The sequence below is a fragment of the Limimaricola sp. AA108-03 genome (assembly GCF_050847355.1).
In the GTDB taxonomy this organism is placed as follows: Bacteria; Pseudomonadota; Alphaproteobacteria; order Rhodobacterales; family Rhodobacteraceae; genus Limimaricola.
In genome coordinates this window covers 51,618-65,279 of the sequence record NZ_CP193761.1, presented here as the reverse complement: position 1 = coordinate 65,279, position 13,662 = coordinate 51,618, and the positions used below count along the sequence as shown (strand labels likewise).

Sequence of the window (13,662 nt, the reverse complement as noted above, 5' to 3'; positions counted from 1 at the left end):
CTTTTATGCCATCTCTGTAGCATAGTCGTTATACTACAGCCATGTAGAATTTATAATTTATACCAAACATGTCCTGAAGATCGATCCTTTGGAAAGGCGGTCGAAGCGCGCCAAGTGCGACACTCACCAGACCCGGCGTTCCAATGCGGTCGGAGAACGGCCATGCCCTCCAACACTCGAACCTCACGCCGCCCCCCGTAGATCGCGTCCTGCTCCTCCGAAGCAGCGAAAGCCTCCGGTCGAGCATCGCACCGGGTCCGGGTGTCCGGGCGGTTGACCGTGGTGAGATGCGTGAGGGACCGCAGTGCTGCACGGTCCGACCTCATCCGCTGCGATGCAGCCGCCACCAAGCCCACGGGACCCCCGGGATTGCCGGGCTGAACCGGGGAGGGATCGGCCGCGCTCTGGTCCGCCGCCGTAGCGGCAAGGCGCCGGACGGCCTCGTAAAGCGCGACGATTTCCGTCTTTGCGACCGAAGGCATCGCTGCCGTATTGCGCCGCACCCCATCGAAGTCGATCATTTCGAAGCGTGCCAGAAGTTCGGCTGCGCCGCAGGTGACGGCACGCACGAACAGATGCGACTGCGTGCTGCCGGCCTCTTCCAGCGTTTTCAGGCGTCCGGCATTGGTGCCAACGCGCTGGATCGCGAAGTCGGCCTCAGCCCGGTCGCAGAACTCGAAGTCAGGATGCCGCATTTCCCGCGCGGGCCGGGACCGGGGCGTGGCGCGCCGCTCCCAGGTTTGGATCGCGCACCGCCGCTCGTACGGCCGGCCGTTGGATCCCGACACCTGCACCGTGGCGTCGATGTCGTTGACAAGGTGGAAGGCGGGATCAAGCTGGTTCTGCATGCTCGTCTTCCGGAAGCTCAGCGGCACCTTGATCGTGATGAGCTGTGCCTCCACCGCAGCTGCATTGAAACGCGCGATGGCTTCCCGAGCCGGTGCACCTCCCGAGATGTCGTCGATGACCACCTGGCCGGACAGCACGGGGGTATCGGCTTTGAGCCTGTCGGACTTCACCGCAACCGCCGCGGGGCCGCCCCTGGTCTCGCAATGTGCTGGCTCGCCGAGCGCTGCCCGCTGCGCGGTCCTGTCAGCGTGCTCGATCGGCAGGGCTTCAGGGGCGACGGGCACCGCCTGAGCGCTTTGCCGCGGCATCGAGGCAGCGGGGGCGGCGGCCACGGTCCGGGCTTCCTCCGCCAGGGCTGCCGCGTAGAGATCAACGATCTCGCTCATGTTGATCGAGCCACCGCCGACGCCGTTGCGGGCATGCCCCGCCATGTCGAGCCGCGCGAACCGGGCCTTCAGCTCTTCGGGGCTGCAGCCGGTGGCCCGCAGGAAGATGTTGGACTGGGCGCTCCATTGCGTCTCGAGCGGCTTCAGCTGACCGGCATGCGCACCCACGCGCCGGATCACGACGTCCGCTTCGGCCTGGCGGCAGCGTTCGAAATGCGGATGCGTGGTCTCGAGCGTGTGCAGCTGACGCGGTTCCGAGCGGCGTTCCCAGATCTGCAGCACGCAAGGGACATCAACGGTCTTGCCCTCGAAGATGAAGGCATCTTGCGGCACCTCCTCTTCGTGCACGAGGTGGAGACGCGCGTCGACGCGGTTCTGCATGGTCATTTTGCTGAACGACGCCGGCAGGATGAACGCGACCACGTCGGCGAGATGGGCTGCATGGTTCAGGAAGGCGAGTGCCGCATTGTTGCGGAAGGGCGGGTTGCCGATGATCGCGGTGCGACCCAAGGAAGCCGTGGGCCACCAGTGCAGGAAGTCGGCTTTCACGATGCCCGGCGCCTTCGGATCGAGGTCGAGGACGATGCAGTCGGGTCCGAGAGAACCCGAAAAGGCACCCTCGCCTGCGGAGGGTTCAATGAAGGTATCGAAAGGGTGGGCGGCGTAGCACGTCTTGACCTGCTTCACGATTGCTGCCGCGAGCTGCCTGTTGGTGTAAAACTGGCTGAACTCAGCGGCGGCGGAAACGTGACGGGTGCCGGCGGCCTTGGTGTTGATGGTCATGGATCGTGTCCCTCGTTGATGTGAGAGGGAAATCGATCCGAGGACCCAAGCCCAGAAGCGGGTTTGTTTCCAATTAAACCTTATTTTTCAATGCTATAAAAACTGGGGGCAAAATTTTTTGCAACCGCATTCTATGTCGTGTGGTCTGCCGTCCTGCCGGGACCATGCTCGGCAAAGACGGAAGGTATCAGCTGATTTCTGCGGATGGCTGTGCTTGCCGCGAAAGGAGCCTATGCTTCTCGGCATGGCTGACCCGTTCCCTCCGTTCCCGACCGCGCAGGAGCTGATACGGCCCGATGGCAGGATCGCCATCGATGACCTTCTCGATGCGCTCCGCCTGAGCCGGGCCGAACTCGCGCTCGCTCTTGACCTGCCGGAGGAAGCGCTGTGCGAGCCATCCCGGCCGGATACGCAGCGCCGGCTCAGGGATCTGATCGAAATCCTTGCGCAAGTCGCCCCCTGGGCCGGCTCACTCCACGGGGCCTATGCCTGGGCTTCGTCACAGCCCCTTCCGTCCTTCGGCGGCCGGACCGCCGCGGACCTGCTGCGGGAAGATCGCGGCGGGGCAGTGGCGTCCTACGTCTCCCGGGTTGCTCAAGGGGGCTACGCATGAGGGGGGCTGGACGGTCAGTCAGGCGGCGCCAGCGGCTGGGCAGACCCTCCAGGTGACACGGGCTTACACCAGCAGGTTCAGGAGGCCCCCGTCGGCTTCCTGACCAGATTGGAGCCTTCGGAAGACCCGTGCGCATGGGCGATCCGGTGACACCACCCTGCAACAAGACCTTCCATACAGGGCCAACGATACCGGCCTGCAGCGACTTGCTCGGGTGCTTGTCCCCGGCCTTGGACGAGAGGCCTGCAGACCGAGCTCATGCATCGATCATGATGACCTTGGTGTTTGGATGGAATTTTTTGAACTCATCCTGCGACCAGAGCGTGTTGTCTGTGCGAAACCGGATCCGGGCCTGACGATAGGCCTGCGTGCCTCGATCCTCCTCGTAGCCGATGATGAACTTATAGCCCGTGTGCCTGGCCCATTTGCTCAAGGCCGGTTCGAGACGCGCCCGGGTCGCGCGCAGATCGATCTGCGGTGGGCACCTCTGACCCTCGAACTCCTCGAAACCGGGGTTCGGTTGGAACAGGATGAACTCAGGCCATTTCTTCTTCCGGTGCAGCGTGATCTGCGCCAGCAGGGCGAGATCGAGGTCCCGCGACAGCAGGGTGATATCCGAGAGAGTCATCAGCCCGTAGACATTCATGTCCGACATCAGCGCATGCATCCGAAGGCCGAAGCACCACGACACAGTCCTGCGACGTGGGCACAACTCGATATGCTCGAACAGCGCCGGCACCTCGGCCAGCGCCGGCACCGCGTTCTGAAAGAAGCGCAAATTGTCCGCGCGGGGCGCACATCCAAGGGCGCGAAACCGGCTCACATGGCGATGGCAGGGGCGGCACGCAAACTCCATCCAGTCCTCTCCGGTTCGCCAGCCATTCTCCTCCTGGTCCTGTTCGTGGATCAGCGCGTAGAACAGCTTCTGCGCTGGCACTGTCAGGACAAGCTGCTTCGTCAACTCCGCGACACTCTCCGATATTCTGAACTTCCCATTGCTCACCGCTTTTTCTCCTTCAATTCAATCCGGGAGCGAGATGGGTTCGAGTTGTGGAGGTGCAAAAATGCCAGCTGCCTCTGGAAGGCGGCCGCATGCCGCCACGCGCCTGCCGCGCCTCTTCTTGAGCCTGTTTCCCAGCATCAACGGCCTGCCAGAAGTCCTCTTCGGGGCCCGCATCTGTCCGCATTCATTCGCTTTTTCAGCCCTGAAGTTGGGGAATACGGGGAATGATAAGAACCCCCTGAAATGGTTTTGCCGGAGGGGGATGGAGAAACTTCTCGTCCCCGCTTTCTCTTCAAAGAAGGCGGTTCAGCCTTTCCCTCGCAAGCCAGCAGAAGTCTTTGGCTGTAGCCAGACCTACCGGCCAAGAAGGGTGACACCCGTCAACTGATCGGTAGGTGCAATGTTCTGCAGGGCGGGACGGTCCACGATCGCAGGCCTTTCTCTTGATCCAATCGTTTGAGGCGTCAGGGCATGCCCACCTGATTTCAGGTGGTTTGTTTCCGACTTTCTGCCCTGAACCCAGATCCCGCCTGCCGGGAGAGTTCCACCCGGTCGGGCGCATGCCAGCGGGGCATGACGACAGATCCGCCATCGCGGACCCTCTTCCCGATCACGAGACTGAAAACGAAAGGATAGATCCATGGGCCTTGATATGGGCTTCGTCAAACGTCGCGCAAAGACCGAGATCGCGAGCCTGCGCAAGCACCATGCGTTCGCCACCAGCTTCTTCAACTTCGACCCTCCTCCTTTCCAGGAGCCCTTTACCGATTTCCTAGTCGAAGCATGGATGATCGACGAGGTGGCCGACCAGTGGGGTATTGATGGCGAGGATGTGGTGCACGCGGAAGCGGCGCTATCGAAGGCGGCGTTCGAAAGGATCTGCGGCGACTGCGAGGACGACTACGACCTCTCGGAGCTCCGGCCGGTTTACCGGCGAATTATTGAGAGGCTACGCAGTGCCGTCGGGGGGTCAACGCCCCTATTGTGTTACTACTCCGCCTGAAGCACATCGGCTACCAAACTGATTTATCTCCAGATTTTGGTAGGCCCCTGAGCGGGATCATCTCCTTCGCGATCGCCGCTGCGACCCCCTCCCGAATGAGGGGTCGCAGCGGCCTCGCTTCAATGGAGATGACGATGACCACCACAGACACCCTCACCGACGTTCACTCCTGGGCCGTGGCTCAAGAGGAGGCGTCGGACGCCATCCGTGCGCTGCTACGCGTGCCGGCCCGGCTGGGGCTCCTGGACGCCGATCTCGGCACCATCCCGGCCGATCTCGGCCATTTCGAACGCTGCATCGCCGGGCAGGGCCATGCCCTGGTCAGCCGGGCGCGGGACATGGCCGCGAGCGGCGCGCGCGAGGACTCGCGGCTGCGCGCGCTGCTGCGCCGCTACCACAGCGCTCGATCGCACACGGGGTCCACCGACCCGGCCGTGCGGGCGCGTTACAACGCGTTGATCGAGATCATCGCGGCAGAGGAAGGCCCACCGGGCTCCGGCGCGCGCTGGAACACTGGAAAGCACCGCAGCCTGTGGGTGCTACGCGCCCGGGCCCGTTTTGCGCCCGAAGCGCTGACGCAGGGCGAGATCGACCGGATCAGTGCCGAGATGGGCGCGGGCAAACGCAAGGGGCTGCGCCGGGCCGTGGCGTTCCTCGGGGAGCTGCAACGGCTGACCAACGAGCTGCCCGCGCTGCGAGGCTTCTTGCCGCTCCTTCCCCTGGGCTCTCCGGCAGGCTCGTCGCGGGCCCGCAAGCTGGACTGGGCCGGGCTGCCAAAACCGTTCCGCGACTCGTTCGAGGCCGCGGCGGAGGCCTGCCTGAAAGGGGCAGGCGATCATGCCGAAGCCTTTCTCGCCCGGATCGAAGCCGGGGAGGATCCGGAAACCGTCATGGCCGAAGCCGATGCCATGGCCGAGGGCAAGAGCCGCGAGCTCGGCAAGCCCACGGCGGCGCGCACGCGCTACCGCGAAGCGGCAAGCTGGCTGGTGCGGTCGTGGGAAGATGCCGGGGGCGATACTGATGAGCTGTGCGACCTGCGTCAGCTCTTCGAGCGGACCACCATCGAGACCGCAATCCGCGATCAGATCGCTCGTTCCAAGGGCGCGCCTGACCTGCGCGATCCCCTCGACTCCACGACGCTGAAGGCTCGCCTCGTGGCGCTGACCACGCTGGCGCGCCGCGGGCTCGAGGACGCGCGCGCCGTGGCGATCCTGAAGTTCCTGGGCCAGCAGCACTACGAGATGCCGCGCCTCAAGCTCAAGAAGGATCGCGGTGGGGCCGGGATCCTGATGGAGGTCGACCGGATCGCCGCGATGCTGCGTCAGAAGCCGGCGCTCGCAGGCATCTGGGCCAATGCACCCGGCCGCATCGCCGAGACCGCACGGCGGGATGTCGAAGCGGCCCAGTCGGCCGGGGATCGTGACGGGGAGATCAGCGCGCTGCGTCGTTTCGCCGGGGCGGCCGCTTATGCGCTGCAGATGTCGCGACCGCTGCGGCCCACTTGCCTGCGCCATACCCGCATCGCCAGCAAGAATGATGCGCATGCGAACCTGAAGCGCGTCTCGCCCCGGAAGGATCTGCTGACCTTCCGCTACGCCCCGTGGGAGGTGAAGAACGTCCGTGAGGTCACCGTCGACGTGACCGGATCCGACGCGGAGATTTTGCGCGAATGGCTCGACCAATGGCGGCCGCGGATGATCGCCCTGCAGGATCTCGATCCGGACAACGTCTATCTCTTCCCCGGCGCGGCCCTTCCGAAGCCCGACAAAGGAGATCCGGTGGCATTGCCGCGTGGAGCCTATGCGCCAAGCTCCTTTCTCGACCTGTGGCGCGATAGCTCGGCGGTGCTCGGTGTTCACGAAACCCCGCATCGCATGCGTCATGTCGTGGCATTGCTGACGCTGGCCGCGCACCCGGGCGACTACGCGCGGGTATCGGCTATCCTCGGAAACACGGAGGCCACGGCCCGCCAGCACTACGGGCGCGACAATGGCGAAGCGGCGGCGCGCCAGAGCCGCGCGGCGATGCTCGCGGCGCATCCCGATCTCTTCAAGACACTGAACAGGAGGCATCGTCGATGAAGGACGAGATCGCCCGGGCGCGCCTTGCCGGCGTTCCTGCGGACATCAGGAACCGACTGCTCGCGGCACGTCCCGATCTGCCGGCCGGCGCGATCAGCGTGGTGGCGCGGTTCTTTGCCGTGCTGGACGAGCGCGGCGAGCTTTTCGATGCGCCCACGCGGGCGAGCTTCGAGGCGGCCTGCGGTAGCGAGTCCACCCTGGGCCTGCTGCTGCGTGTGCTTGAGCGGCATGCGCCCGAGGTCGGGCTCGCCGAGGGCCGGGCCCTGCGCCAGGCGCATTACCGCGCGCGACCCAGTGGCAAGGGGGCGGCTCACCAACAGGATCCCGCGGGGCAACCACAGGTGCGGAAAGAGCGTCAGGGTGCAACGTCGCAGCTACCGCAGCCGCGCGATTGGCCTGACGCCTGGCTTGCCTTGCTGCCGGGCTTGCGGGCGGCGCCGATCGCCGACAGTTCGATCGCCAGGCACATCGCCTCGATCAACAGATGTGCCGAGATGCTGTCGGATCTGTCCTGCCCACCGCGGCTCGGCTGGCTGCTCGCCTGGGAACTGGCGGAAATCCTCCAGGAGCGCGGCGGCAAAGCCGCGAAGGCGCGCGCGGGGCAGGGCAAAGAGGTGACCGGCATCGGTCCGCGTAGTGCGGCCGCCTATATCGGCGCGCTGGTGAGCCTTGGCCTGCATGGCGGGCTGGAGCCGGCGGCCCTCAAGGGGCTGCGCGCGGTGCGGTCGCATCTGCAGCGCAAGGCCAGGCGGGCCCCCAAGCGCAAGACCAGCCGGATCGAGGCGCTTTACGAAAATGGCGGCTACGCCGAGATCCTGCGCGTCATCGCCCATGAAATCGAGCGCGCGGCCGCCTTGCCCGCTTGGCGATCGGAGGCGGAGATCGCGCGCGCGGCAGCGGCGATCCTCGCGGTGGCGGTCAATATGCCCGCCCGCACCGGCGATGTCGCGGCCTGGAAGATCGGGGAGGAGCTCCTGCGCGACCCCTGTGGCGACTGGCAGTTGCGCTGGCGGCAGGGCAAGACCGGTCACTGGCAGGATGCCGGCACGCTCTGGCCCGAGGTTGGACTGGTGCTCGACCTGCACATCCTCGGGGATCGGCCAGGCCGACAGGTCCAGCAGCGCCATGACGCGCTGCAGGGGCTGAACTGGCTGACATTCTCATCAGACGCCTACGCATCGAAATGGCCGAGCGAAAAGGTCAAGGCGGTGGTTGGCATACCGCTGCACGACCTGCGCACCCTCGCGGCGGACTACCTGCGCCTGCACGATCCCGCGAAGGCACCGGACATCGTTTCGTCGCTGCTGGGCCATGCCACGCGGCAGGCGGGCGAGGCTTACCGGGCGCTGTGCTCCGATACCGTTGCGCAGCGGGATTGGATGGCCATTCGGGCAGGGGTGTCCGGATAAACGGATCGCCGGCGATCCGGACATGCGTTTCGTCCGGTGCAGGACACTTTTCCACGCTGGAAATTTTGGTCCCGCTCTTGCGGGGCCAATCTGCTTCTCATGGAACAGACCCACGAGTATATGCTCACGACCGATGAGGTCGCAGCGCATTTCGACCTCTCGCCACGCACCGTGCGGCACCACCTCCGGCTGGGCAATTTGCGGGGGGCAAAGAGAAACCGTGACTGGCGCTGCCGCTGGCCCGATCTCTGGGCCGTGGAGAAGGGGCCCACCCCCAAGGGAGATCGTGCCGCCTTCTACAAGGCCCCCCTCCTGAGCAAGAGTGGTCTTGCGGCCAAGGAGCGCGTCAGCGTGCGGACCGTGGAGCGCTGGATCGAACAGGGCCTGCCCACCCGCAACGTCTTCGGCAGCGTCCGCATCGCTGAGATCGATGCCGAGGAATGGTTGAAATGGTATTTTGGTAGAGAGGGTTAGCAGATCGTGTTGGCCGACTATGTGTCGGTATGTACGCGGTATTGCCGCTTACATACCGGTATTGCGGACACGATACTTGGGGGCAGAGCGAGCCAGGCCGCCCAGCCTGCACCGTCCTCTGGCGAGCAAGTCGCCGTTGGCCGACAGCACAACGGGCGCGCAGAGGCAGAGGCGCCTACCGATCCAACACGAACTGCGGACACCCCTTTTGGTATAGGTGGCGAGCGAGTGCTGGACCAACCTGAGGTTCACTCCGCACCGCCACTATCGGCGATCCCGATTGCCCTACCCCTGCCACCATGATCCGTCGAGTAGACGTAGCGATCCTTTTTCCGGACAGGCAGAATGGAACGGCATTTCACACGCCCCTCGGCGTCGGGCGGCACCCTGCCGCCCGCACCAACGGGAAAACGTATGGCGTCCTCAATAGCAGCGGAACCAGTCCCGAGCCGTGGTGATGACGTTGTTGTAATCACTGGAGAGCGCTTCATCGAGGAAACGAGTCAGTTCGCCCTCGCTCAGTCCGGCGCGTCGGCCGGCCTGGCGACACCGCATGACGATGGCGACGGCATTGCCGTCTTCGCCGATCAACTTGACTTTGATGTGGGGATACTTGGTGGTCATGGGGGTTAGGTCCTCTTAAGTTACGGCGTTGTGCCGCCTCAGGAGGAAGCTTGGTTCGATGGCAGGAACGACAAAGCGGTTTGGTTCGATAAGTGATGTTCGTGCCTAAGGCCTCGATTAAGTGCGGGCCCCGACAGACATCCGAAGTCCGGGCACGAGGCGTCTGACAGGAAGCCCGCCGGCGCGACTGGCGATCGGTTCGATCCATTCTCCGCGACCTCAGACCGATCGCGGGACACGTTCGCACAGATCGATGGTCGAAATCCCGCCATGGCGGCAGTTCCTCGTCAGCCGCACAGCCGGCCCCAAACATTCATCGGCGGAATGTTCGGGGCTTTCGGTGCGAGCAGCGGCAGATCCCCGACAGGATGTGCGTTTTGCGCCTTTCTCGGGGCTCCGGCGACGACCGCGCTGACGACTGAAATGACCCGATAATTTCTGTCTTCCGCAAGAGGCAGCCACGTCCTCGTCAGGGCAGCCGATCCAGGCTTGGCCTGACAAAACGCGAAAGGACATGGACTGAACTTCGTAGCACTTACGCTTGAAGCCTCCGCGATCGAGCAGTTGAAGCGCCAAGTCGCCAGACATCTTCCCGAGGTCGACCCCTCCCGAAGGATGGAGTTGGTGGCCCGCGGGCTGGGCTACACCACCTATGCAGCGCTGCGCGTGGCGCTGAAGACGGGTCCGGTTTCGATCGACAGGATCTATCTCGAAAGCGCGCTCACCTTCGCCGAGCAGATCGAGCTCGATACCCACCCGGATGACGTTCGCGAGGCACTGTGCGCGCTCGCTCGGCTCTAAGTCTGCGGGCAAGCCGGCATCGCCTGATTGTTGAGGCGTCTCGCTGGACTGAGGGGAAGGGGATAGGGGGGCAACATGATGCGGAGGCCGAGCGGCAGAACCCCTTGGCCCCAAGCACCACGGCGCCGTGCCTTGGTGAAGGCACGGCTGCCCAGGGGTCAGGTGGGAAGGGCGGCAGCGGTGCCGCAGGCGGCTTCTCGTCCGTGCGGTCGTCAATGGCAGCGCCAGGAGGGGCGAAGCCTGCAACAGCCTTCACGGCCGCTGGCCTCGCGCGGCGGCCGCCTCCAGGCCACCGCGTGAGGGACCTCCGGATGTCGCGCCTTCAGTTCGTGCCCATCTCCGGAAGCCGGACCAGGAACTCGTCGCGACGAAGCGGACCCGCCGCCTTGGTTTCGACATCCCAATCGGCCTCGCCATCAATCAATTGCAAGAAGAGCGGCATTTCGGGAGAGGGCATGTCGGAGATGGCAGTGCGAGGCGCGGCAGGCAGCACGCTTGCGGAGGCGTCTCCGGTGATGGCCGGGATCTCGCCTGCGGCCACGCGGGCGGCTTCGTAAAGGGACGCGAGATCTCCCTTGGAGATCGACGGAATGCCGGCCACCTGGTGCCGCAGGAGATCGAAGTCGATGGTGGCGAGGCGGGTGCGCAGATCATCCGCACGGCCATCGATGGCCTTCAGGAAGTAGTGCGAGTTGGCACTGCCCGCCTCGGCGACTGTCTTGATCCGGCCCGCATTGGCACCGACGCGCTGCACCGCGAGATCGGCGTTCGAGCGATCGCTGAAGATGAAATCGGGGTGGGACTTCGGCTGCACGATCTTGGGCCGAGACGTGGCGCGGCGCTGCCAGATCTGGAAGGCGCACAGCACGGTGCGCTCCTTGCCATCCGCGCCGATGATCAGGCCGACGACGTCCTCGTCATGGATCAGGTGAAATGCCGGATCGAAGCGGTTCTGCTGGCTCGGCTTGCGGACACTGCGCGGCAGCAGGAAAGCAATGGTATCGGCATATCCGGCCGCGGCATTGAAGGAGTCCACGGCAGAAATGCCGCTCTTACCGAATGGCGCGGTGGCGACCGCCAAAATACAACCGTAGTTGCAGTTGGGCGTCCAGGTCTCGGGGTTGGCAACGCAGAGGCCGGCCGGGCGCGGAGGGATACCCAGGGCGACCCGATTGCGCAGGCTGGTCGAGAGGGCACTGGGTCCTGCGGTGAGGTCGATGATCGTGTCGAACGCATGGAGCGGGCAGATCGCCTCGAGGCGCTGCAGGCAGCCTTCGGCGTCGGCGTCGGCGGCGGTGATGTCGAAGAAGGGGCGGTTGGTAAGGGTCGTGGTCATGCTGTGTCTCCGGTTTTGGTGATCAGGAAATTGGTTGTCACGCAAAAGGGAGAAGCGCGAGTTTGAGGCGATATTTTCTTATCTATAACAGCTACTTATGATCTTAGCTTTGATCTTGGCGAAATTTTTCATGGCCAAGTGGCAGATCTATGAGCGCGGCCGAAAAGCGTGCGAGGTCACTGATGTCCGGTTGGGCGCGACGGGGTGCCGCCCAACCGGACATCAGTGCTCTCGCAAGCCAGCGGAACGGGTGGAGATGAACTCTCCGAAGGATCCTGCCCCATGCATGCTACGCATTCTGCCTGCCATTCATCGCCACTGGACTGGAGATCGACGCTCTGCGCCGGTGACATCGTGGCCTACCGTTTCCCGCATGAGCGCGACGGCGATGAGCCGCCGAAGGTGCGTCCCACGCTCGTGCTCGCGATCTATATCGAGAACGGTCAGTGCGCCGCAACGCTCGCCTATGGCACCTCGAGCGGTCGCCCCCGCGCGCCTCACCTTCTGGTGCCAGTGACTGATCCGGACGAACTGGCCTGCGCGTCGCTCCGCAAGCCGACCGTCTTCGATGCGGCGCGGCGGCTGCGCGTGCCGCTCGACGACCCTGCGTTCGAGACGCATCCAGTGCTGAACACGGCCGTCATCGGTCAGCTCACAGGCGCAGCCGCGGCACGGCTTGCGCTTGTCCAGAGGCAAGTCACTCGCGGATCTGATCGACGGATGCCCTGGGGCCGGGCATGGCCCTCCGGCACGCCAGAACCCAGCCTCCATCGCCACAACCGGCCCCTGCTGTCCTGCAGGCCAGCCGACCGGCAAGGCCTCACCCACCAGTCGGGAAGGTAGCGCTGCGTCCGTAGAGCCAAACCTGCGCTCTCTGAGCAAAGGCGCCTCGGATCACCGTCCCATGTCCCCCGAAGACCGCCTTCCACACCTCCACCGTCAATCCGTTGTGGTCCTCCAATTCGGACAGGACCGCCTTGTCGCCCGCGGCGTGCCGCCGGGCCGCACATCTCAAGGAAAGATTCCATGTTCGACACACCAATCCCCCCTTCCGCTCTCCACCGGTTCGCTCTTCAATACGACCTCGCACTACAGAACGCGGCCTGGTGCCTCGGCGGTCAGCCCTGGCTCCTGCGCGCGCAGCGTCTGCTCGACGATCTGGGTCGACCGGTGCCGCTTACGCGCAGGATGGCGCGCGATGCGCAGGCGTTGCTCGGCCTGCTGCGCCAGGAACACGTGCATGATGACGGCCGTATCGAGGCAGCCTGCTTCGCCGCGATCGATCCGATCGCACCGCAAGTCGAGGAAATCTGCCTGCTGGCCGAGGCCCTGAAGGAGGCGCTTAACGCCGCACAGGCTCAACAGGAGACGGAGGCCTGTCATGTGTGATCGGTGCCATGAAAGCGACAGCCTCGTCGTGCGGATCAACCACGCCCTGGACGCCGTGGAAGCCACCGAGACGGCCTTTGCAGAAGCCGAAAGGGCAAGGGGACTGTCACCGTCGCAGCAGCATCGCGCCGCGATGCTGCGCCGGGCATTGGCAAAGACGACGATCTTCTCGGCGCTCGAGATCCACGCGTTCTACGCTTTCTCGGCGGACCTCGACGCGACCATTCGCCGAGGCACGCGGAGCCGGACCAGCGCCGAAGAGCAGGCCGTTTCCAGAGGCTATGAACAGGAGATGACGAACGAGGCGGCGATGGCGCTGATCGCCCTTCGGTCGGCGCTGAGCCTTCTCACCGTGCGGATTGGGGCGGTGCGCAACCGGCTGCGCGCGGAACGGATCGCGAGCGAACTTCGAAAGTGAAGGGGCAGGGGCCGGGCTCGGATCAGAGGCTCTCGACCTCCGGTAGAACCTGAGCGACTTGGCCCCGTTGCGCACCGGTCGAGGCACAACAAAGCTAGGAGGTAAATGTTTCAAAGTTTCACGAAAAGGTTACAGCCTGTGGATAAGTATAGGGTGTGGAAACTTCCCTGTGTTGGCGTATTTTTCGCGTAAGCCACTCATTTCTTTTCGAAAAACAGCTCTTGCGGGATTTACGCAAATTGGCCTTTGGTTTGACTCCTCTCCATGGGCAAGGCGGGCACCATTGGCTAAGAATGTGCCGTGTTGCGACGCACTGCCGCTGAGACCATCCCGGCTTCGGGGCGCCGCAACCACAAGCGACAAGGAGGCAAATCCGCCTCTGCGTGGTGTCAAAACTGAAACGAAACAAGGAGCAGATACAGGCACAAGAAAACCCTTCGAAACCGAGGCTCCAAAGGGCTTTCAAGTTCTCTAGCACAGGCTTGCTACCCGG

13 protein-coding genes are annotated in these 13,662 nt (G+C 64.4%); 8 read left to right on the top strand and 5 right to left on the bottom strand.

What is annotated here, in order from left to right:
• Positions 1 to 50 precede the first annotated feature (50 nt).
• The 3 genes from ACRAQ3_RS20420 to ACRAQ3_RS20410 all read right to left on the bottom strand — a co-directional run bounded on the left by ACRAQ3_RS20420 (position 51) and on the right by ACRAQ3_RS20410 (position 3,634).
• Positions 51 to 2,018 carry a hypothetical protein gene (locus tag ACRAQ3_RS20420; protein ID WP_432257109.1) on the bottom strand — a complete coding sequence of 656 codons (1,968 nt, stop codon included), beginning with the start codon at positions 2,016 to 2,018 and terminating at the stop codon, positions 51 to 53.
• A 187-nt stretch (positions 2,019 to 2,205) separates the two neighbouring features.
• Positions 2,206 to 2,469, bottom strand: a complete 264-nt coding sequence (locus ACRAQ3_RS20415; RefSeq protein WP_432257108.1) for a hypothetical protein — start codon at positions 2,467 to 2,469, stop codon at positions 2,206 to 2,208.
• A 418-nt stretch (positions 2,470 to 2,887) separates the two neighbouring features.
• Complete coding sequence (locus tag ACRAQ3_RS20410) at positions 2,888 to 3,634, bottom strand: hypothetical protein (RefSeq protein ID WP_432257107.1); 747 nt, start codon at positions 3,632 to 3,634, stop codon at positions 2,888 to 2,890.
• 640 nt (positions 3,635 to 4,274) lie between these two features.
• On the opposite strand from ACRAQ3_RS20410, the gene ACRAQ3_RS20405 reads away from it, so the two are divergent.
• The 4 genes from ACRAQ3_RS20405 to ACRAQ3_RS20390 all read left to right on the top strand — a co-directional run bounded on the left by ACRAQ3_RS20405 (position 4,275) and on the right by ACRAQ3_RS20390 (position 8,601).
• A complete protein-coding gene (locus tag ACRAQ3_RS20405; RefSeq protein ID WP_432257106.1) occupies positions 4,275 to 4,637 on the top strand; it encodes a hypothetical protein in 363 nt (120 codons plus the stop codon).
• 134 nt (positions 4,638 to 4,771) lie between these two features.
• Positions 4,772 to 6,718 carry a hypothetical protein gene (locus ACRAQ3_RS20400; protein ID WP_432257105.1) on the top strand — a complete coding sequence of 649 codons (1,947 nt, stop codon included), beginning with the start codon at positions 4,772 to 4,774 and terminating at the stop codon, positions 6,716 to 6,718.
• Positions 6,715 to 8,127: a hypothetical protein gene (locus ACRAQ3_RS20395; RefSeq protein WP_432257104.1), complete on the top strand. Its 1,413-nt coding sequence runs from the start codon at positions 6,715 to 6,717 to the stop codon at positions 8,125 to 8,127. The genes ACRAQ3_RS20400 and ACRAQ3_RS20395 overlap by 4 nt, the downstream gene beginning before the upstream one ends.
• 99 nt (positions 8,128 to 8,226) lie before the next feature.
• A complete protein-coding gene (locus tag ACRAQ3_RS20390; protein WP_432257103.1) occupies positions 8,227 to 8,601 on the top strand; it encodes a helix-turn-helix domain-containing protein in 375 nt (124 codons plus the stop codon).
• Between the two features lie 423 nt (positions 8,602 to 9,024).
• Here ACRAQ3_RS20390 and ACRAQ3_RS20385 read toward each other — a convergent pair whose 3' ends face one another.
• Complete coding sequence (locus ACRAQ3_RS20385) at positions 9,025 to 9,225, bottom strand: hypothetical protein (protein WP_432257102.1); 201 nt, start codon at positions 9,223 to 9,225, stop codon at positions 9,025 to 9,027.
• A 624-nt stretch (positions 9,226 to 9,849) separates the two neighbouring features.
• Here ACRAQ3_RS20385 and ACRAQ3_RS20380 point away from each other — a divergent pair.
• Positions 9,850 to 10,026, top strand: a complete 177-nt coding sequence (locus ACRAQ3_RS20380; protein ID WP_432257101.1) for a hypothetical protein — start codon at positions 9,850 to 9,852, stop codon at positions 10,024 to 10,026.
• A 322-nt stretch (positions 10,027 to 10,348) separates the two neighbouring features.
• Here ACRAQ3_RS20380 and ACRAQ3_RS20375 read toward each other — a convergent pair whose 3' ends face one another.
• Complete coding sequence (locus ACRAQ3_RS20375) at positions 10,349 to 11,362, bottom strand: hypothetical protein (RefSeq protein ID WP_432257100.1); 1,014 nt, start codon at positions 11,360 to 11,362, stop codon at positions 10,349 to 10,351.
• A gap of 354 nt (positions 11,363 to 11,716) precedes the next feature.
• Between ACRAQ3_RS20375 and ACRAQ3_RS20370 the strand changes: the two genes are divergently transcribed.
• From ACRAQ3_RS20370 to ACRAQ3_RS20360, 3 genes are all read left to right on the top strand, one after another.
• Positions 11,717 to 12,205: a hypothetical protein gene (locus ACRAQ3_RS20370; protein WP_432257099.1), complete on the top strand. Its 489-nt coding sequence runs from the start codon at positions 11,717 to 11,719 to the stop codon at positions 12,203 to 12,205.
• Positions 12,206 to 12,388: 183 nt separating this feature from the next.
• On the top strand, positions 12,389 to 12,751 hold the full coding sequence (locus ACRAQ3_RS20365) for a hypothetical protein (RefSeq protein WP_432257098.1): 363 nt from the start codon (positions 12,389 to 12,391) through the stop codon (positions 12,749 to 12,751).
• 28 nt (positions 12,752 to 12,779) lie between these two features.
• The gene (locus ACRAQ3_RS20360) at positions 12,780 to 13,169 is read left to right on the top strand and encodes a hypothetical protein (RefSeq protein WP_432257097.1); all 390 of its coding nucleotides are present in this window, start codon (positions 12,780 to 12,782) and stop codon (positions 13,167 to 13,169) included.
• Positions 13,170 to 13,662: the final 493 nt, after the last annotated feature.

Coding starts and splice junctions, on each gene's coding strand:
- ACRAQ3_RS20420 (WP_432257109.1), bottom strand. CDS start 2,018: ATGACCATCAACACCAAGGCCGCCGGCACCCGTCACGTTTCCGCCGCC.
- ACRAQ3_RS20405 (WP_432257106.1), top strand. CDS start 4,275: ATGGGCCTTGATATGGGCTTCGTCAAACGTCGCGCAAAGACCGAGATC.
- ACRAQ3_RS20400 (WP_432257105.1), top strand. CDS start 4,772: ATGACCACCACAGACACCCTCACCGACGTTCACTCCTGGGCCGTGGCT.
- ACRAQ3_RS20395 (WP_432257104.1), top strand. CDS start 6,715: ATGAAGGACGAGATCGCCCGGGCGCGCCTTGCCGGCGTTCCTGCGGAC.
- ACRAQ3_RS20390 (WP_432257103.1), top strand. CDS start 8,227: ATGGAACAGACCCACGAGTATATGCTCACGACCGATGAGGTCGCAGCG.
- ACRAQ3_RS20385 (WP_432257102.1), bottom strand. CDS start 9,225: ATGACCACCAAGTATCCCCACATCAAAGTCAAGTTGATCGGCGAAGAC.
- ACRAQ3_RS20375 (WP_432257100.1), bottom strand. CDS start 11,362: ATGACCACGACCCTTACCAACCGCCCCTTCTTCGACATCACCGCCGCC.
- ACRAQ3_RS20365 (WP_432257098.1), top strand. CDS start 12,389: ATGTTCGACACACCAATCCCCCCTTCCGCTCTCCACCGGTTCGCTCTT.